Genomic DNA, 17947 nt, shown 5'->3' with positions numbered 1-17947 from the left:
CAAGTGAGGACTTCGAGGATCTGTGTGCCATGGGTGATGTCAAAGCAGCGACGCCGGTGACGTTCAAGCGGGTATTGCTGAAGATTTCCGGAGAGGCGCTGATGGGCGACCAGGGCTTCGGACTGCATCCCCCCACCGTCGAGCGCATCGCCGCAGAGGTCGAGAAGGTCCATCAGCTGGGCGTCGAGATCTGCATGGTGATCGGCGGCGGCAACATCTTCCGCGGGCTGCAGGGATCCGCCCAGGGCATGGAGCGCACCACCGCCGATTACATGGGCATGATCGCCACCGTGATGAACGCGCTGGCGATGCAGTCCTCGCTGGAATCGCGCGGCATCCATTCGCGGGTCATCACCGCGATCCGCATGGACGAGGTGGCCGAACCCTATATCCGCCGCCGCGCGGTGCGCCACCTGGAGAAGAAGCGCGTCTGCATCTTCGCGGCCGGGACCGGCAATCCGTATTTCACCACCGACACAGCCGCGACGCTGCGCGCCAACGAGATGAGCTGCGAGGCCATCTTCATGGGCAAGAACGGCGTCGACGGGGTCTATGACAAGGACCCGCGCAAGCACGAGGACGCCAAACGCTATGAAAGCGTCAGCTATGACGAGGTCCTGACCAGGAACCTGAAGGTCATGGATGCCTCGGCGATCGCGCTGGCGCGGGACAATTCCAAGCCGATCTACGTGTTCTCGCTGGATGAACCGGGCGGCTTCTGCGGCATCTTGCGGGGCGAGGGGGCCTATACAAGGGTACACGCTTAGGCGTATACGACTGTGCCGGACGTGCCGCCCGGTGGGCGCGCCCCGGCGGTCTCCGGCAGGGGCCCCGCCGGCAACGATAGCAAAGAATGAGGCTGCTCGCTTATGTCGACCGACGACGACCTGGATATCGATCTTGACGACCTGCAACGGCGCATGGACGGCGCGATGGCATCGCTGCGCCAGGAATTCCTGTCGCTGCGCACCGGACGCGCGGCCGCCAGCATGCTCGATCCGATCCATGTCGATGCCTATGGCTCCTCGACGCCGATCAACCAGCTGGGCACCGTCAACGTGCCCGAGCCGCGGATGCTGACGATCAACATCTGGGACAAGTCGATGGTCGGCAAGGTCGAGAAGGCGCTGCGCGAAAGCGGCCTGGGGATCAACCCCGTGGTCGACGGCACCATCATCCGCCTGCCCATCCCCGAGCTGAATGAGGAGCGCAGGACCCAGCTGACCAAGGTGGCCGCGCAATATGCGGAACATGCCCGGGTCGCGATTCGCAACGTGCGCCGCGACGGCATGGACCAGATCAAGAAGGCCAAGGCCGCGGGCATGAGCGAAGACGACCAGAAGGTCTGGGCCGACGAGATCCAGGAGCTGACCGATGCCTCCATCGCGGGGATCGACAAGGCGCTGGAGGCCAAGCAGGCCGAGATCATGCAGGTCTGAGACCTGTTTCGTGGCGGCCTGTCCCGGCAGGCGGCCGAGCCTTCGCCCCCCGGGGCAGGCATGTTCCGGGCACCGCATGAGGATCCATTGGCGGCGAAAGACACCTCTCATTCCCCGGCATCCCATGTCGCGATCATCATGGATGGCAACGGCCGCTGGGCAAAGGGCCGGGGCAAGCCGCGGCTCTACGGGCACAAGATGGGCGCGCGGCGGGTCCGCGAGGTGGTCGAGGCCTGTCCCGATCACGGCGTGCGCTATCTGACGCTCTATGCCTTTTCCACCGAGAACTGGAAACGCGCGCCCTCCGAGGTGGCCGGGCTGATGGCGCTGTTCCGCCAGTTCATCCGCAGCGAGACGGCGGAGCTGGTGGCCCAGGGGGTGCGGGTGCGCTTCATCGGCGACCGCGGGCCGCTCAATCCCAAGCTGCGCCGCATGATGGCCGGGCTTGAGGAGGCCACGGCCTGCAACGGCGCGCTGAATCTGACCGTCGCGCTGAATTACGGCGCCCGCGACGAGCTGTCCCGGGCCGCGCTGCGGCTGGCCCAGGACGTGGCGGCCGGGCGGGTATCGGCCGATGCGGTCGGGGCCGACAGCCTGCGCCCCTATCTCGACACGGCGGACCTGCCCGATCCCGACCTGGTGATCCGCACCTCGGGCGAAAGCCGGGTGTCGAATTTCCTGCTGTGGCAGTCGGCCTATTCCGAATTCGAGTTCACCCCGGTCTACTGGCCCGATTTCGGCCGGGCCGAGCTGGGCCGCATCCTGGCAAGGTTCGGGTCGCGCGAACGCCGCTTCGGCGCCGTGCTGTCATGAGCCCCGCAGCCGGACCGGGCGGTTCCGCACAGATGGCCGATCTGGGGCCGCGGCTGCTGTCGGGCCTCGTCATGGCCGGGCTGGGACTGGGCATGGTGGCGATCGGCGGCCTGCCTCTGGCGGTCTTCGTCGCGGCGGCGGTCGGGCTGATGGTCTGGGAACTGGCACGGATGTGCGGCTCGGGCGAGGCGGGGCTTCTGGCCGGGGTCGCGGGGGTCTCCTCGCTTCTGGCGATGCTGCTGCCCGAGGGCTGGGGCGTGCCCTTCCTGATCCTGCCGGCCTTCATCGGCATTTCCCGGCTGGATCACCGCAAGATGTCCTTTGCCATCTTTGCCGTGCTGATCCTGCTGGCCGGCTTCGGGCTGGTCCATGTGCGCGGCGATTTCGGCCCGGCCTGGATGGCCTGGCTGATCCTCGTCGTGGTCGTCACCGATGTCTTTGGCTATTTCGCCGGCCGGCTGATCGGGGGGCCGAAATTCTGGCCCAAGATCAGCCCCAAGAAGACCTGGTCGGGCACCGTGGCGGGCTGGATCGGCGCGGCGCTGACCGGCTGGGCGGCGATCGCGATCCTCGGCGGCGGCAGCGAGGTGATCGGGCTGTCCATCGGGCTGTCGATGGCCTCGCAGCTGGGCGACATCGCCGAAAGCGCGCTGAAGCGCCGCGCGGGCGTCAAGGACAGCTCCAACCTGATCCCCGGCCATGGCGGGCTGTTCGACCGGTTCGACGGCATGCTGGGCGCCACGGTCCTGTTCCTGATGGTGGAACAGGTGGTGGGTTTTCCGCCTGCGCCCTGGGGCTGAGCGATGCGGCGGATTTCCATTTTCGGGGCGACCGGTTCGATCGGCGCTAGCACGATCGACCTGATCCGCCGCGACCCGGAGGCCTATCGCCTCGTGGCGCTGACCGGCGGGCAGAACATTGCCGGGCTGGCCGCGCTGGCGCGCGAATTCCGCCCCGAGATCGCGGTGACCGCCGATCCCGCGCGGTTGCCGGAGCTGCGCGCCGCGCTGGCGGGGACGGGCCTCGCCTGCGCGGCGGGACCGCAGGCGCTGATCGAGGCGGCGGACCGTCCGGCAGACTGGATCATGTCGGCCATCGTCGGCGCCGCCGGGCTGCCGCCGGGGCTGCGGGCGCTGCGCCACGGCACCACGCTGGCGCTGGCCAACAAGGAAAGCCTGGTCTGCGCCGGGCCGCTTCTAATGGAGACCGCGCGTCGCCACGGCGCCACGATCCTGCCGGTGGACAGCGAGCATTCGGCCGTCTTCCAGGCGCTGGCGGGCGAGGACATGGCCAGCGTGGAACGGGTGATCATCACTGCCTCGGGCGGCGCCTTCCGCGATTGGCCGCTGGACCGGCTGCGCGATGCCACCCCGGCGGAGGCGTCGAGCCATCCCAACTGGGACATGGGCCAGCGCATCACCATCGACAGCGCCTCGATGTTCAACAAGGCGCTGGAGCTGATCGAGACGCGCGAATTCTTCGGCATCGACCCGCGCAGGATCGAGGCGGTCGTCCATCCCGAGAGCATCATCCACGCCATGGTGGCCCATAACGATGGCGGGATCCTGGCGCATCTGGGCGCGCCGGACATGCGCCATGCCATCGGTTTCGCGCTGAACTGGCCCGCGCGCCGCGCGCTGCCCGTGGAGCGGCTGGATTTCGTGCGCCTGGGCAGCCTCAGCTTCCGCCCCGCCTGCGAGACCCGCTATCCCGCGCTGCGCCTCGCGCGCGAGGTCATGGCGGCGGGCGGGCTGCACGGGGCAGCCTTCAACGGCGCCAAGGAACGGGCCCTGGATCATTTCATCGCCGGACGGCTGCGCTTCACCGAGATGGCGGAGCTGGTGGAGCGGGTGCTGGAACGGCTGCAGGCGGCCGCCGCGCTGGCGGGGGCGGTGACCCTTGAAGAGGTGCGCCGCGTCGACCAGATTGCCCGGGACAGCGCGGATGACGCGCTGCGCCTGGACCAGGCCGCGCGCTGACGCGCTGCGGGCAGACATGATGACAAGGAAGGCAGACGTTTGGACCTGATCGGGCTGATCCCTCAATTCGGCAATCTCATCTGGACCGTCGCCGCCTTCGTGGTCGCCCTGTCCGTGATCGTGGCCATCCATGAATACGGCCATTACATCGTTGGCCGCTGGTCGGGCATCCATGCGGAGGTGTTCAGCCTGGGCTTCGGGCCGCGCATCGCCTCCTGGCGCGACAGGCGCGGGACGCTGTGGCAGATCTCGGCGCTGCCGCTGGGGGGATACGTCAAGTTCCTCGGCGATGCCGATCCGGCCAGCGCGGGGCACGATGGCAACCTGGAGCAGATGGATGCCGCGACCCTGCGGCGCACGATGCATGCCGCGCCGCTCTGGGCGCGCGCGGCCACGGTGGCGGCGGGGCCGGTCTTCAATTTCGTGCTTTCGGTGCTGCTGTTTTCCGGGGTGATCCTGTGGCAGGGCCAGGCCAGCGATCCGCTGACCATCGACAGCCTGCGGCCCATGCCCGCCGACAGCCAGACGCTGCAGCCGGGCGACCAGCTGCTGCGCATCGACGGCGCCGATGTCCCCGCGCTGGAGGGGTTCGAGGCCTTCGTCGCCGATCTGCCGGTGGTGCCGCAGCTGCCCTACACGGTGCTGCGCGACGGCCGCGAGGTCGAGGCGCAGGGGCCCTATCCCTATCCGCCGCTGGTCTCCTCGGTCAGCCCGAAATCCGCCGCCAAGGAGGCGGGGCTGCGCGCCGGGGATGTCATCCGCACGGTCGACGGGGCCCCCGTCGCGGCCTTCGAGGATCTGCGCAGCGCGGTGACAGCCTCGAAAGGCGCGCCGCTGGATCTGGAGATATGGCGCGACGGCGCGCGTTTCGAGGCCGAACTGACGCCGCGCCAGACCGATCTGCCCGCCGCGGATGGCGGCTTCGAGACGCGCTACCTGATCGGCGTCACGGGCGGGCTGTTCTTCGAGCCGGTGACCGAAAGCCCGGGGCTGGGGGCGGCAGTGTCCATGGGGGCGGGGCAGGTGGTGTTCATCGTAGAGCAGAGCCTGTCGGGCCTGTGGCACATGATCACCGGCGCGATCTCCTCGTGCAACCTGTCGGGGCCGATCGGCATCGCCGAGACTTCGGGGGCGGCGGCCAGCCAGGGGCTGGACAGCTTCATCTGGTTCCTCGCCGTCCTGTCCACCGCGGTGGGGCTGATGAACCTCTTCCCGATCCCGGTCCTCGATGGCGGCCACCTGGTGTTCTTCGCCTATGAGGCCGTGGCCGGCCGGCCGCCGTCGGACCGGGCGCTGCGGGCGCTGATGGCGGGGGGGCTGGCGCTGGTCCTGGCGCTGATGGCCTTCGCGCTGACCAACGACATCTTCTGCTGAGCCTGCGGCGGCGCCTCCTGCGCGGCAAAAATGGCGGCGCTGCGCGCGCAAGCCATTTTGACAAGCCGGCCGTCTCGGTCTACGGACAGGGCAGGCAAGAAAACGAGTTCGAGGTGGTGGGCATGGCGCGACAGGCGGGCAGGCGGATGGGTCTCCGGAACGGGGCGGCATGGGGGCTTTCGGCCTCTCTCGCGCTGGCCGTGCCGGTGGTGACGATGCCTTTCGGGGCGGTCGCGCAGGGCGCGGGGCAAAGCTATTCGCGCATCGATGTGGAGGGCAACATCCGCGTCGATGACGTCTCGGTGCTGAGCTATGCCGGGATCGGCCCGGGCACGCCGCTGACCATCGGCCAGCTGAACGCCGCCTATCAGCGGATCATGGCCTCGGGCCTGTTCGAAAGCGTCGATTTCGACCCCTCGGGCAGCACGCTGACCATCACGGTCAAGGAATTTCCGACGGTCAACGAGATCGCCATCGAGGGCAATCGCCGGATCGACGACGAGGCGCTGACGCCGCTGCTGAAAAGCCAGCCGCGCCGCGTCTACAGCCCCTCGACCGCCGAGGCGGATGCCCGCGCCATCGCCGATGCCTACCGCCAGGCCGGGCGGCTGGGCGCGGTCGTCACGCCCAGGATCATCCCGCGCAGCCAGAACCGCGTCGATGTCGTCTTCGAGGTGACCGAAAGCGCCGTCGTCGAGGTCGAGCGGATCGCCTTCGTCGGCAACAGCTCCTTCAGCGACCGCCGCCTGCGCAACGTGCTGGGCACCAAGCAGGCGGGGATCTTCCGCGCGCTGGTCGCGCGCGACCAGTATGTCGAGGACCGCATCGCCTACGACCGGCAGGTGCTGACCGATTATTACCGGGCCCGCGGCTTCATCGATTTCGAGGTCACCTCCGTCTCCACGGAATTCTCCCGCGAGCGCAACGCGTTCTTCATCACCTTCAATATCCGCGAAGGGCAGCAGTTTCGCTTCGGCAAGGTCGGGATCGCCTCGGAGGTGCCGGAACTCGCGGCGGCCGATTACGAGGACATCGTCCGGACCCGGCCCGGCCAGCTGTATTCGCCGCTGCGCATCGATGACGGGATCGCCCGGCTGGAACGCAAGGCGCTGATGAACGGGAACGATTTCATCCAGGTCGATCCGCGCATCACCCGCAACGAGGCCGACCAGACGCTGGATCTGACCTACACGCTGACGCGCGGGCCGCGCATCTTCGTCGAGCGCATCGACATCGAGGGCAATTCCACCACCCGCGACGAGGTGATCCGCCGCCAGTTCGACACGGTCGAGGGCGACCCGTTCAACCCGCGCGAAATCCGCAACGCGGCCGAACGCATCCGGGCGCTGAACTATTTCTCCAATGCCGATGTCGCGCCGCGCGACGGCACGGCGCCGGACCGGGTCATCATCGACGTCAATGTCGACGAACAGCCGACCGGGCAGATCGGCTTCGGCGTCAACTACTCGGTCGGGGACGGCGTCGGCGGGCAGTTCAGCCTCAGCGAGCGCAACTTCCTGGGCCGCGGCCAGCGGCTGGGCTTCTCGGTCAGCGGCGGCGTGGACAACACCGCAGCCAATCTCAGCCTGACCGAGCCCGCGCTGCTGGGCCGCGACGTGTCGGGCACGATCTCGGCGGGCTACAGCGCGACGGATCAGTACAGTTCGGATTACTCGACCCGCAAGGCGTCCCTGTCGCCCTCGCTGGGCTTCCGGGTCAGCGACTATTCGCGGCTGAGCCTGCGCTACACGATCTCCGGGGACCGGCTCTACGGGGTCAGCGACGGCGACAGCGACGATGCGGATGACAATGGCAGCTCGGTGATCCTGCAGCGCGAGGAAGGCGACAAGATCAGCAGCTCGGTCGGCTACACTTTCAGCTTCGATACGCGCAATGTCGGGATCAATCCGGATGCCGGCATCCGGTTCCAGTTCTCGCAGGACTTCGCGGGGCTGGGGGGCGATGTGGATTACATCAAGACCTCCGCGCTGGTGGGCGCCGAGACCAAGCTGGGCGGCAGCGACGTGACGCTGACCTCGGAACTGCAGGGCGGGGCGCTGACCATGCTGAACGGCCAGGACAGCTGGGTCCTCGACCGGTTCGGCGCCGGCAGCCGTGTCCGCGGCTTCTCGCGCAACGGCTTCGGCCCGCGCGACACGACCGCGACCAACGAGGATGCGCTTGGCGGCAACTACTACACCGCATGGCGCACCGAGGTGAACTTCCCGGTCGGGCTGCCGGAGGAATACGGCGTGCGCGGCGGGCTGTTCTTCGATGCGGGGTCTGTCTGGGGGCTGGACGACACGGCCGGGACCGGTGGCGAGGTGGATGACGACTTCCACCTGCGCGCTGTGCTCGGCGCCTCGCTTTTCTGGTCGACCCCCCTAGGGCCGCTGCGCTTCGACTTCACCCGCGCGGTGCAGAAGGAGAGCTACGATGACGAGCAGACCTTTGACTTCTCGATCTCCACGGCATTCTGAGCTCTGGCTGGCCGCCGGGCTCGTCCTGGCGGCCGCCTCCGGCATGGCGCAGGAGACGCAGGAGGGCGGCGCCCCGCCGCCTCCCGCCGCGTCGGCCCCGGCGCCCGGCGCGCCGCATTTCAACGGCACGCCCGTCGTCACGCTGAACCAGGAGACGGTCTTTTCCGACAGCCTGCTGGGGCAGCGCATCATTTCCGACCTGGAGCGCGACCGCAACGCCCTGGCCGCGGAGAACCGCCGCATCGAGTCCGAGCTGACCACCGAGGAGCAGGATCTGACGGACCGGCGCCCGGCCATGCCGGCCGGCGAGTTCCAGGACCTCGCCGATGCGTTCGACGCCAAGGTGCAGCGCATCCGCCAGGAACAGGACCGCAAGGCGCGCACGCTGCAGCAGCGGCTGGAGGCGGAACGGCAGAATTTCGTCAACCGCGCCGCCCCGATCCTGGCCGAGATCGCCCAGGATCGCGGCGCGCTGGTGATCCTCGACAATACCGTGGTGCTGATGGCCTTCGACGTGGTGGACATCACCGACGAGGCGGTCGCGCGCCTGGACGAGGAGATCGGCGATGGCAGCGGCACGACCGGACCTTCCCAGCCCAGTCCCTCCCTGCGCCCGACCCCGCGCATGCTGCGCCAGCTGACCATTCCCGGCGAGCCCCCGCCGCCGGGGGATCCGTCCGACTGAACGCGCCCGGCGGGCGGCCCTGGCCGCCGCCGGGGCCTGATCGCTTGCCCAGCCGGGCCTTCATTGCTAACCCCTTGTGCCAAGCCCCTCAGAGCCCGAGACAGGACGACCATGACCGATTGCCCGACCACCGCCGATATCGACCTGATCCAGAAGGTCATTCCGCATCGCTATCCGTTCCTGCTGGTGGACCGGGTGACCGATATCGTGCCGTCGAAATCCGCCGTCGGCCTGAAGAACGTCACCATGAACGAACCGCAGTTCACCGGCCATTTCCCGGCCACGCCGATCTTTCCCGGCGTGCTGCAGATCGAGGCGCTGGCCCAGACCGCAAGCGTCATGGTCGGCCTGTCGCTGGACCTGGCCGGAAAGAACGCGCTGGTCTATTTCATGGGCGTGGACAAGTGCAAGTTCCGCCGCAAGGTGGTGCCGGGCGATCAGCTGCTGCTGACGGTCGAGGCGCTGCGCGGCGGCGGCAAGGTGTGGAAGTTCCGCGGCGTGGCCTCGGTGGATGGCGAAACCGCCTGCGAATGCGAATTCATGGCCATGATCGACGTTCCGAAGGAGTGACGCCTTGAGCATCCACGAGACAGCCCAGATCCATCCCTCGGCGGTGGTCGAACCCGGCGCCCGGATCGGTGCCGGCGCGATCATCGGGCCGTTCTCGCTGGTCGGCGCTCAGGTGGTGCTGGGCGCGGGCGTCCATCTGAAAAGCCACGCGGTCGTCACCGGCCGGACGGAGATCGGCGACGAAACGGTGATCTTTCCCGGCGCGGTGGTCGGCGAGATCCCGCAGGACCTGAAATTCAAGGGCGAGCAGACCCGCCTGGTCGTCGGCCGGCGCAACCGCATCCGCGAGGGCGTCACGATGAACACCGGCACCGAGGGCGGCGGCGGGCTGACGCAGGTCGGCGATGACTGCCTGTTCATGACCGGATCCCATGTCGGCCACGACGTGATGGTCGGCAACCGCGTGATCATGGCCAACCAGGCCGCCCTGGCCGGGCACTGCAAGATCGAGGATGACGTCATCATCGGCGGGCTGTCGGGCATTCATCAATGGGTGCGCATCGGCCGCGGCGCGATCATCGGCGCGGTGACGATGGTCACTAATGACGTGATCCCCTACGGGCTGGTCCAGGCGCCGCGCGGCGAGCTGGACGGGCTGAACCTCGTGGGGCTGAAACGCAAGGGCGTGGCGCGGTCGGACATCACCGCGCTGCGCGCCGCCTACCAGATGCTGGCCCAGGGCGAGGGGGCCTTTGCCGATCGCGCGCGGCGCCTCGGCGAGGAGACCGAAAGCCCCTATGTGAAGGAGATCGTCACCTTCATCCTGGGTCAGACCGACCGCAGCTTCCTGACCCCGCGCTGATCCGTTGCCGGGGCCGCTGGGGATCATCGCCGGGCAGGGGGGGCTGCCGGTCGCCCTGGCCGCGGCGGCAACCGCTTCGGGGCGCGCCGTGGTGCTGGCCGAGATGGAAGGCCATCCCTCCGGCGTGCCGGGCGGCCATCCGGTCGTGCCCTTCCGGGTCGAACGCCTGGGACGGCTGTTCCGCGACCTGAGGGCCCGCGGCGTCGATGAGGTCGCGATGGCCGGCATCCTGCACCGTCCGGATTTCGACCCGCGCCGCTTCGACCTGAAAACCCTGGCGCTGGTGCCGCGGATCTTCCGCGGGCTGAAGGCGGGGGATGACGCGCTGCTGCGGCTGGTCATCGCGATCTTCGAGGAGAACGGCTTCCGCATCCGCGGCGCCCATGAGTTCCTGCCCGAATTCGTGGCCCGGCCCGGGGCGATGACCCGTACCGCGCCCGACCCGGCCCGGCAGGGGGATGCCGCGCGCGGCCGGGCGATCCTTGCCGCGCTGGGACCGCAGGACGTCGCCCAGGCCTGCGTGGTGGCGCGCGGGCTGTGCCTGGGGATCGAGTCCATCTACGGCACCGATGCGCTTCTGTCGGACGTGGCGCGTCACCGGCCCGAACGGCGGCCGGAAACCGGCGGAACCTTCGTCAAGGTGGCCAAGCCCGGCCAGGAGATGCGCGCCGACATGCCCGTGATCGGCCCGGCGACCGTGGCGGGGGTTGCCGCGGCGGGGCTGGATGGCATCTGTCTGGAGGCGGGCCGGGTGATGATCCTCGATGCAGGGGAGGCCGTCCGCCTGGCCGAGGAGAAGGGGATCTGCATATGGGCGATCTGACTGCCGCGCCGCGGCTGTTCCTGCTGGCGGGGGAGCCCTCGGGAGATGCGCTTGGCGGCGCGCTTGCGGCCGGGCTGCGCGACCTGGCGCCGGGCGTGTCCTTCGACGGGGTGGCCGGTCCGCTGATGCGCGCGGCCGGCGTGCCCAGCCTGTTTCCCATGGAGGAACTCAGCGTCATGGGCCTGGCCGAGATCGTGCCGCGCTATCTGGACCTGCGGCGGCGGCTGCACCAGACCGCCGCCCATGTCGTCGCCACCAGGCCCGACGCGCTGGTCACCATCGACGCGCCGGATTTCTCGCTGCGCCTCGCTGCGCTGGTCCGGGCGCAGGCCCCGGAGATCCGCACGATCCACTATGTCGCCCCCTCCGTCTGGGCCTGGCGTCCCGGCCGGGCGAAGAAGATGGCGCGCATGATCGACCAGGTGCTGGCGCTCCTGCCCTTCGAGCCGCCCTACATGGAGGCCGAGGGGATGCGCTGCGATTTCGTCGGCCACCCGGTCGCGGCCGAGCAGCAGCCCGGGCCGGAGGCCGCGCGCCGGTTCCGCGACAGCCACGGCATCGCGCCGGATGCGCCGCTGGTCCTGGTCCTGCCGGGATCGCGCAAGGGCGAGGTGTCCCGGCTGGCGCCGGTCTTCGGCCCGGCCATCGCGCAGGTCGCCGCGGCGCGGCCCGGGGCGCGCTTCGTCCTGCCCGCGGCGGCACCTGTCGCCGGATTGGTGCGCGAGCTTGCCGCCGGCTGGCCGGTGACGCCGATCATCCTCGATCCCGGCCGCCCCGGCGCGCTGGCCGAGAAGGCGGCGGCCTTCGCCGCGGCGGATGTCGCCCTGGCGGCCTCGGGCACGGTCAGCCTGGAGCTCGCGGCCAGCGCCACGCCCATGGTGATCGCCTACCGGTTCTCCGGCCTGACGAATGCGATCATGAAGCGCATGGCGCTGACCGATACCGTGACGCTGGTCAACCTGGTGTCGGAAAGCCGCGTGGTGCCGGAATTCCTGATGGAGAATTGCCGGCCGGAACCGATCGCCGCGGCGCTGCTGCAGGTGCTGGCCGAGCCGGAGGCGCAGAAGGCGGCCGCGGCCCTGACCATGGACCGCCTGGGCCGCGGCGGCCCGCCGCCGGGGCTGCGCGCGGCCGAGGCCGTGCTCTCGGGCCTGCGCGACAGCCGCCGGGCATGAAAAGGGGCGGCGGATTGTCCGGTCCGCCGCCCTCTGCGCGATCTGCTGTCCGGATTGCCCGGTCTCAGCCCTTGCGGCGGCGCAGCAGGCCCAGCCCGGCCAGGGCGGCCCCCAGCGTCAGCACCCCCGCCGGAAGCGGAACCGGCGCCAGGTCGCCGGCGGTCTTCAGCGTGTCGGTATCGGCGATGAAGTACCATTCGCCGCCCGAGGCGAGCCCCCCGTCGAGCGTCCCCGAGAGGTCCAGGACCAGGGAGGTGTAGAGATCGCCGACCGCTGCCGCGCTGCCGACGCTGACACGGCCCGCATAGGTCGCCACCACGTCGCCCGTGAGGCCGCTGCCATCCTCGGAGCCGGAGCTGTCCGACTGGATGAGGGTCCGGCCCAGGTTGGACCCGTCAGTGCCGGTCGCGCCGCCGAAATCCAGGTCGAAGACCGCGCTGGCCGGAACCAGGTCGATCGACAGGGTAACCAGCGCGGAGGTATAGTCGTTGAACAGCGCGAAGGCGTTGGAATAGGTCGTGCCGGTCTGGACCAGCTCGAAGCCGGAGCCGTAGAGCGCGCCGGTATTGCGCCCGAAGGCCGCGATCGTGCCGCTTTCGCTCGTGCCATCGGCGAAGGTCGCCGTGACGGTTGCCCCGGCCAGGGTGGCGCCGGAGCTGTTATAGGCGGCAATGCCGTCCTGGGAGACAAAGCCGCCGCTGTTGTCGGTCGCGACGGTGAGCGTCGCTGCCGCGGCGGGAAGGGCGCCCATGAGGCTGCCGGCCGCGACAAGCGTCGGGAGGAAACGCATGATCAACTCCTGATGATTCAGTTCACTGACGCATGGTTAACATGTGACGCATGGTCAGGTCCATGAATATCACTTTTATTTCAGATGGATAGGTTCCATATGGTGATCAGGATCCGCCTTTCCGGCCGGACCGTATCTGTATTGTCACCAATACCATCCGCGGGGGCCGCGCTCAGTGGCCGCGCCAGATCCAGCCGCCGCCCAGCACCCGGGAACTGTCGGGCTGATACAGCACGCAGGCTTGGCCGGGGCTGACGCCTTCCTCGGGGGTCAGCAGCTCCACCTCCGCCTCGGTCTCGCTGACCGGGCGCAGGATCGCCGGGCGCGGCGGCCGGGTGGAGCGCACCTTTGCCGTCACCTCCCATTCGGCGCGGTCGGTCAGCTTGCCGTCGCCCAGCCAGTTCAGCTCGCGCAGCGGCACCCGGCGCGTGGCCAGGGCCTCTTTCGGGCCGACGACGACCTGCCGCCTGTCGGGGTCGAGCCGGACCACGTAAAGCGGCGTGTCCAGCCCGCCGATGCCCAGGCCCCGGCGCTGGCCGATCGTGTAATGGATCACGCCGCGATGCTGCCCGAGGACATTGCCCTGCATGTCGACGATCTCGCCGGGATCGGCCGCGTTGGGCCGCAGCTTCTCGATCACGGCGGCATAATTGCCGTCGGGAACGAAGCAGATGTCCTGGCTGTCGGGCTTGTCGGCCACCATCAGCCCGTATTTCGCCGCCAGCGCCCGCGTCTCGGCCTTGGAGGCGAGATGGCCCAGCGGGAAGCGCAGATAGTCGAGCTGGTCGGGGGTGGTGGAGAACAGGAAATAGCTCTGGTCGCGCTGCGGATCGGCCCCGGCATGCAGCTCCGGCCCGGTCGTCCCCGCGATGCGCTGGATGTAATGGCCCGTGGCCATGCAATCGGCCTCCAAGTCCTTCGCGGTCTGCAGCAGATCGCGGAACTTCACCCGCTCGTTGCAGCGGATGCAGGGCACGGGCGTGGCCCCGGCGAGGTAGCTGTCGGCGAATTCGTCGATCACCGCATCCTTGAAGATGTTCTCGTAATCCAGGACGTAATGGGGAAAGCCCAGATCCTCGGCGACGCGGCGCGCGTCATGGATATCGCGTCCCGCGCAGCAGGCGCCTTTCTTGGCCAGCGCGGCCCCGTGATCGTAAAGCTGCAGCGTCACGCCGATCACGTCATAGCCCTGTTCATGCAGCAGCGCGGCCACGACGGAGCTGTCGACACCGCCGGACATGGCGACGATCACGCGGGTTTCCGCGGGGGGCTTTGCAAAGCCCAGGGAGTTCAGCTCTTGGGTCATCCGATCCGTTTCCGGTCTGCAGGGAAGCGCGGCATTATAGGCAAAAGCCATTTACTTACAAGGACGGGTTTTACACGTTTTTAGTCCCCTCACAGCGAAATGACCGGCGTGGGGCGATGAGGGGAATGCCGATGTATATCAGGAAAGTCGAGGGGCCGCGCATTGTCAGTCTGCCCGATGGCGGAACGTTGAGCCGGGCGGATCTTCCGTCGGCCGATACCCGTCGCTGGGTGGCCAGCCGCAAGGCCATCGTCGTCAAGGCGGTGCAGCACAGCCTTATCACCAAGGAAGAGGCGATGAAGATGTACGGCCTGTCCGAGGAAGAGCTGGATTCCTGGCAGAATGCCGTGAAATCCCATGGCGAGGCCGCGTTGAAAACCACCTCTTTACAAAAGTATCGACAACTTTAAGTTGTTCTCAGGGGAAACGGGCCTGCAGTAACGTGCGATTAACCTCTATTGTCCACGTTAACGTCGTGAAGCGACTTCCATCGGAGAGAAACCATGCGCGTTCTGCTCGTCGAGGACGACCCGACAACGTCGAAAAGCATCGAACTGATGCTGACCCACGCCAACCTGAACGTGTATTGCACCGATCTCGGAGAAGAGGGGATCGACCTTGCCAAGCTGTATGACTACGACCTGATCCTGCTGGATCTCAACCTTCCGGACATGAACGGGCTGGACGTGCTGCGGCAGCTGCGGCTTGCCAAGATCGACACGCCGATCCTGATCCTCACCGGCGCCGACGACACCGAGAACAAGATCAAGGGATTCGGCTTCGGCGCCGACGACTACCTGACGAAGCCCTTCCATCGCGAGGAACTGGTGGCGCGGATCCATGCGATCATCCGCCGGTCCAAGGGCCATTCGCAATCCGTCATCCGCACCGGCAAGATATCGGTCAATCTGGATGCCAAGACCGTGGATGTCGCCAGCCAGCCGGTCCATCTGACAGGCAAGGAATACCAGATGCTTGAGCTGCTGTCGCTGCGCAAGGGCACCACGCTGACCAAGGAGATGTTCCTCAACCATCTCTATGGCGGCATGGACGAGCCCGAGCTGAAGATCATCGATGTCTTCATCTGCAAGCTGCGCAAGAAACTCAGCCAGGCGACCGGCGGCGAGAATTACATCGAGACCGTATGGGGGCGCGGCTATGTGCTGCGCGATCCCGAACCGAAGACCGCCGAACCGCCCATCGCGCTCGGCGCCTGACCCGGAACGATCTGGACGGCAGCGTCCGGGCCACCTATCACCCCCGGTGAGAATGGTGCGACAAGCGAGGCTGCCCGTGTCCGGAGAACTGCCCGATCCCGCGAGGATGACCGCCGAGGAGGCCTCGGCAGAATTGAAGGCGCTTTCGGCGGAGCTGGCCGAGGCGGATCGCGCCTATCACAATCGCGACGCCCCGATCCTCAGCGATGCCGATTACGACCGGCGCAAGCAGCGCGCGCTGGCGCTAGAGACGGCCTTTCCCGATCTTGCCGGCGAGACATCCGTTTCCGCGCGCGTCGGCGCCCCGGTCGAGTCCGGCTTTGCCAAGATCCGCCATGCCCAGCGGATGATGTCTCTGGCCAATGCCTTCACGGGCGAGGACGTGGCGGAGTTCGACCAGGGGCTGCGCCGCTATCTCGGGCTGGGATCCGGGGCGGCGCTGGCCTATACGGCCGAACCCAAGATCGACGGCCTGTCCCTGTCGCTGCGCTACGAGGACGGTGTGCTGATCCAGGCTGCCACGCGCGGCGACGGAGAGACCGGCGAGAACGTCACCGCGAATGCCCGCGAGATTGCCGATATTCCGACCCGGCTCGACGGCGCGCCCGCGCTTCTTGAGGTGCGCGGCGAGGTCTACATGGACAAGGAGGATTTCGCCGCGCTGAATGCCCGGCAGGCGCAGAAGGGGGCCAAGACCTTCGCCAATCCGCGCAACGCCGCCGCCGGATCGCTGCGCCAGCTTGATGCCGCGATCACCGCGCAACGGCCGCTGCGCTTTTTTGCCTATGCCTGGGGAGAGCTCTCCGCGCCGCTGGCCGAAACCCAGTCGGGCGCGATCGACCGTCTTGCGGCGCTGGGGTTCCAGACCAATCCGCTGACCCGCCGCTGCGCCGATGTGGAGGCGATGATCGCCCATTACCGCGATATCGAACAGGCCCGCGCCACGCTGGGCTATGATATCGACGGGGTCGTCTACAAGGTCGACGACCTCGAGCTGCAGCGGCGGCTCGGCTTTCGATCCGCCACGCCGCGTTGGGCGATTGCCCACAAGTTTCCCGCCGAACTGGCCTGGACGCGGCTCGAGGCGATCGACATCCAGGTCGGCCGCACCGGTGCGCTGTCGCCGGTCGCGCGGCTCGCCCCGGTCACCGTCGGCGGCGTCGTGGTGTCGAATGCCACGCTGCACAACGAGGATTACATCGCCGGGCGCGACGCGTCGGGCAATCCGATCCGCGACGGCAAGGATATCCGCATCGGCGACTGGGTGCAGGTCTATCGGGCGGGCGACGTGATCCCCAAGATCGCCGATCTCGACCTGTCGAAACGTCCCGAGGGCACAGAACCCTATGCCTTCCCGACGACCTGCCCCGATTGCGGCTCGGAGGCGATCCGCGAACCGGGCGATGCGGTGCGCCGCTGTACCGGCGGGCTGACCTGCCCGGCCCAGGCGGTTGAAAGGCTGCGCCATTTCGTATCCCGCGCGGCGTTCGACATCGAGGGGCTGGGCGCGCGCCAGGTGGAATTCCTGCATGCCATGGGCTGGATCGCCGAACCTGCCGACATCTTCTCGCTGCGCGCGCGGGACGCGGAAGGGCGGAGGCTGGTGCGCGATCCGCAGGAGGCCATCGCCCGCAGTGCCGAGGATCCGGCGCGGCGCCGCGAGATGCTGGAAAACCTGGCCGAGATGCTGCGCGGCGCGGGCGTGCCGGTGGATGACACCGATCCCGGCCATGTCGTCTCGGCGATCCGCCATCTGGCGGAGAAACCCCTCGCGCGGCTCAAGGGCTGGGGCGAGAAATCGGCCGAGAACCTGCTGAACGCGATCGACGACCGGCGCGGGATCGCGCTCAACCGGCTGATTTTCGGCCTGGGCATCCGTCATGTCGGCGAGGTGGCGGCGCGCGACCTGGCGCTGCATTTCGGGACCTGGGACGCAATGCTGGCGGCGGTGGATCTCGCGCGCCCGGCCGAGCAGCGCCATCAGGAGGCCGAGGCCGCGGTCGAGGCCGAACGCCGCCGCGCGGCGGAGGAGAGGCGGCGCGCCGAGATCACGGCGACGCGCACCCGCATCTGGGAGGCGGAGCGCGCCATTCCCGCCGAAAGCCGCGCTGCCTGGGACGACCTCGTGGGCATCGACGGGATCGGCGCGACCGTGGCGGTGGCGCTGGTCTCGGCCTTCGCGCAGGAGGCCGAGCGCGGCTCCATCGACCGGCTGGCCGCGCATCTCGATCCCCGGCCGCTGGAGCGGCCGCAGAGCGCGGGCAGCCCCGTCGCGGGCAAGACCATCGTCTTCACCGGCTCGCTGGAGAAGATGACCCGCGCCGAGGCCAAGGCCCGGGCGGAGGCGCTGGGGGCCAAGGTCGCGGGCTCGGTCTCGAAGAAGACCGACCTCGTCGTGGCGGGGCCGGGCGCGGGCTCCAAGGGAGCCAAGGCGGCGGAACTGGGGATCGAGACCATCGACGAGGATGGCTGGATCGCGATGATCTCGGGCTGA

Annotated in this window: 17 protein-coding genes; 15 read left to right on the top strand and 2 right to left on the bottom strand. The window is 68.5% G+C overall.

The genetic code is table 11. The features are described 5' to 3' along the window. Nucleotides 1-29: 29 nt before the first annotated feature. The 12 genes from pyrH to lpxB all read left to right on the top strand — a co-directional run bounded on the left by pyrH (nt 30) and on the right by lpxB (nt 12140). The gene (pyrH, locus tag ICN82_RS02540) at nt 30-767 is read left to right on the top strand and encodes a UMP kinase (protein WP_193179271.1); all 738 of its coding nucleotides are present in this window, start codon (nt 30-32) and stop codon (nt 765-767) included. 102 nt (nt 768-869) lie between these two features. Next, the gene (gene frr / locus ICN82_RS02535; protein WP_193179270.1) at nt 870-1439 is read left to right on the top strand and encodes a ribosome recycling factor; all 570 of its coding nucleotides are present in this window, start codon (nt 870-872) and stop codon (nt 1437-1439) included. Between the two features lie 60 nt (nt 1440-1499). Further along, nucleotides 1500-2252 carry a polyprenyl diphosphate synthase gene (gene uppS / locus ICN82_RS02530; RefSeq protein WP_193179269.1) on the top strand — a complete coding sequence of 251 codons (753 nt, stop codon included), beginning with the start codon at nt 1500-1502 and terminating at the stop codon, nt 2250-2252. Further along, nucleotides 2249-3052, top strand: a complete 804-nt coding sequence (locus ICN82_RS02525) for a phosphatidate cytidylyltransferase (RefSeq protein WP_193179268.1) — start codon at nt 2249-2251, stop codon at nt 3050-3052. The genes uppS and ICN82_RS02525 overlap by 4 nt, the downstream gene beginning before the upstream one ends. A gap of 3 nt (nt 3053-3055) precedes the next feature. Continuing rightward, nucleotides 3056-4231 carry a 1-deoxy-D-xylulose-5-phosphate reductoisomerase gene (gene dxr, locus ICN82_RS02520; protein ID WP_193179267.1) on the top strand — a complete coding sequence of 392 codons (1176 nt, stop codon included), beginning with the start codon at nt 3056-3058 and terminating at the stop codon, nt 4229-4231. Between the two features lie 39 nt (nt 4232-4270). Next, complete coding sequence (gene rseP / locus ICN82_RS02515) at nt 4271-5605, top strand: RIP metalloprotease RseP (protein WP_193179266.1); 1335 nt, start codon at nt 4271-4273, stop codon at nt 5603-5605. Nucleotides 5606-5751: 146 nt separating this feature from the next. Next, a complete protein-coding gene (gene bamA, locus ICN82_RS02510) occupies nt 5752-8085 on the top strand; it encodes an outer membrane protein assembly factor BamA (RefSeq protein WP_193179265.1) in 2334 nt (777 codons plus the stop codon). After that, on the top strand, nt 8042-8770 hold the full coding sequence (locus ICN82_RS02505; RefSeq protein WP_193179264.1) for an OmpH family outer membrane protein: 729 nt from the start codon (nt 8042-8044) through the stop codon (nt 8768-8770). The genes bamA and ICN82_RS02505 overlap by 44 nt, the downstream gene beginning before the upstream one ends. Nucleotides 8771-8881: 111 nt before the next feature. Then, nucleotides 8882-9340, top strand: a complete 459-nt coding sequence (fabZ, locus tag ICN82_RS02500) for a 3-hydroxyacyl-ACP dehydratase FabZ (RefSeq protein WP_193179263.1) — start codon at nt 8882-8884, stop codon at nt 9338-9340. A gap of 4 nt (nt 9341-9344) precedes the next feature. Next, nucleotides 9345-10142: an acyl-ACP--UDP-N-acetylglucosamine O-acyltransferase gene (gene lpxA, locus ICN82_RS02495; protein ID WP_193179262.1), complete on the top strand. Its 798-nt coding sequence runs from the start codon at nt 9345-9347 to the stop codon at nt 10140-10142. Between the two features lie 4 nt (nt 10143-10146). Then, nucleotides 10147-10965, top strand: a complete 819-nt coding sequence (locus ICN82_RS02490) for an LpxI family protein (RefSeq protein ID WP_193179261.1) — start codon at nt 10147-10149, stop codon at nt 10963-10965. Further along, a complete protein-coding gene (gene lpxB, locus ICN82_RS02485; protein WP_193179260.1) occupies nt 10953-12140 on the top strand; it encodes a lipid-A-disaccharide synthase in 1188 nt (395 codons plus the stop codon). The genes ICN82_RS02490 and lpxB overlap by 13 nt, the downstream gene beginning before the upstream one ends. A gap of 64 nt (nt 12141-12204) precedes the next feature. Here the strand turns inward: lpxB and ICN82_RS02480 are convergent, their stop codons facing one another. Both ICN82_RS02480 and mnmA read right to left on the bottom strand, forming a co-directional pair. Further along, nucleotides 12205-12930: a VPLPA-CTERM sorting domain-containing protein gene (locus ICN82_RS02480; protein ID WP_193179259.1), complete on the bottom strand. Its 726-nt coding sequence runs from the start codon at nt 12928-12930 to the stop codon at nt 12205-12207. 172 nt (nt 12931-13102) lie between these two features. Further along, nucleotides 13103-14236, bottom strand: a complete 1134-nt coding sequence (gene mnmA / locus ICN82_RS02475; protein WP_193179258.1) for a tRNA 2-thiouridine(34) synthase MnmA — start codon at nt 14234-14236, stop codon at nt 13103-13105. Between the two features lie 131 nt (nt 14237-14367). On the opposite strand from mnmA, the gene sciP reads away from it, so the two are divergent. The 3 genes from sciP (at nt 14368) to ligA (ending at nt 17947) form a co-directional block, all read left to right on the top strand. Then, a complete protein-coding gene (gene sciP / locus ICN82_RS02470) occupies nt 14368-14646 on the top strand; it encodes a CtrA inhibitor SciP (RefSeq protein WP_193179257.1) in 279 nt (92 codons plus the stop codon). Between the two features lie 93 nt (nt 14647-14739). Further along, on the top strand, nt 14740-15453 hold the full coding sequence (gene ctrA / locus ICN82_RS02465) for a response regulator transcription factor CtrA (protein ID WP_193179256.1): 714 nt from the start codon (nt 14740-14742) through the stop codon (nt 15451-15453). A 106-nt stretch (nt 15454-15559) separates the two neighbouring features. Next, entirely contained in the window at nt 15560-17947 is a 2388-nt protein-coding gene (ligA, locus tag ICN82_RS02460) for an NAD-dependent DNA ligase LigA (protein WP_193179337.1), read from the top strand.

Origin of the sequence: Mangrovicoccus algicola (assembly GCF_014903745.1) — a bacterium.
Classification (GTDB): domain Bacteria; phylum Pseudomonadota; class Alphaproteobacteria; order Rhodobacterales; family Rhodobacteraceae; genus Mangrovicoccus; species Mangrovicoccus algicola.
Note: the sequence above shows the minus strand (reverse complement) of the source record. Positions and strands in the feature narration are given on the sequence as shown.

Bases quoted from the DNA above. Each gene is read 5' to 3' on its own strand.
- sciP (WP_193179257.1), top strand. From the start codon at position 14,368: ATGTATATCAGGAAAGTCGAGGGGCCGCGCATTGTCAGTCTGCCCGAT.
- frr (WP_193179270.1), top strand. From the start codon at position 870: ATGTCGACCGACGACGACCTGGATATCGATCTTGACGACCTGCAACGG.
- ctrA (WP_193179256.1), top strand. From the start codon at position 14,740: ATGCGCGTTCTGCTCGTCGAGGACGACCCGACAACGTCGAAAAGCATC.
- dxr (WP_193179267.1), top strand. From the start codon at position 3,056: ATGCGGCGGATTTCCATTTTCGGGGCGACCGGTTCGATCGGCGCTAGC.
- uppS (WP_193179269.1), top strand. From the start codon at position 1,500: ATGTTCCGGGCACCGCATGAGGATCCATTGGCGGCGAAAGACACCTCT.
- bamA (WP_193179265.1), top strand. From the start codon at position 5,752: ATGGGTCTCCGGAACGGGGCGGCATGGGGGCTTTCGGCCTCTCTCGCG.
- mnmA (WP_193179258.1), bottom strand. From the start codon at position 14,236: ATGACCCAAGAGCTGAACTCCCTGGGCTTTGCAAAGCCCCCCGCGGAA.
- ligA (WP_193179337.1), top strand. From the start codon at position 15,560: ATGACCGCCGAGGAGGCCTCGGCAGAATTGAAGGCGCTTTCGGCGGAG.
- ICN82_RS02525 (WP_193179268.1), top strand. From the start codon at position 2,249: ATGAGCCCCGCAGCCGGACCGGGCGGTTCCGCACAGATGGCCGATCTG.
- ICN82_RS02480 (WP_193179259.1), bottom strand. From the start codon at position 12,930: ATGCGTTTCCTCCCGACGCTTGTCGCGGCCGGCAGCCTCATGGGCGCC.
- ICN82_RS02505 (WP_193179264.1), top strand. From the start codon at position 8,042: ATGACGAGCAGACCTTTGACTTCTCGATCTCCACGGCATTCTGAGCTC.
- fabZ (WP_193179263.1), top strand. From the start codon at position 8,882: ATGACCGATTGCCCGACCACCGCCGATATCGACCTGATCCAGAAGGTC.
- lpxB (WP_193179260.1), top strand. From the start codon at position 10,953: ATGGGCGATCTGACTGCCGCGCCGCGGCTGTTCCTGCTGGCGGGGGAG.
- pyrH (WP_193179271.1), top strand. From the start codon at position 30: ATGGGTGATGTCAAAGCAGCGACGCCGGTGACGTTCAAGCGGGTATTG.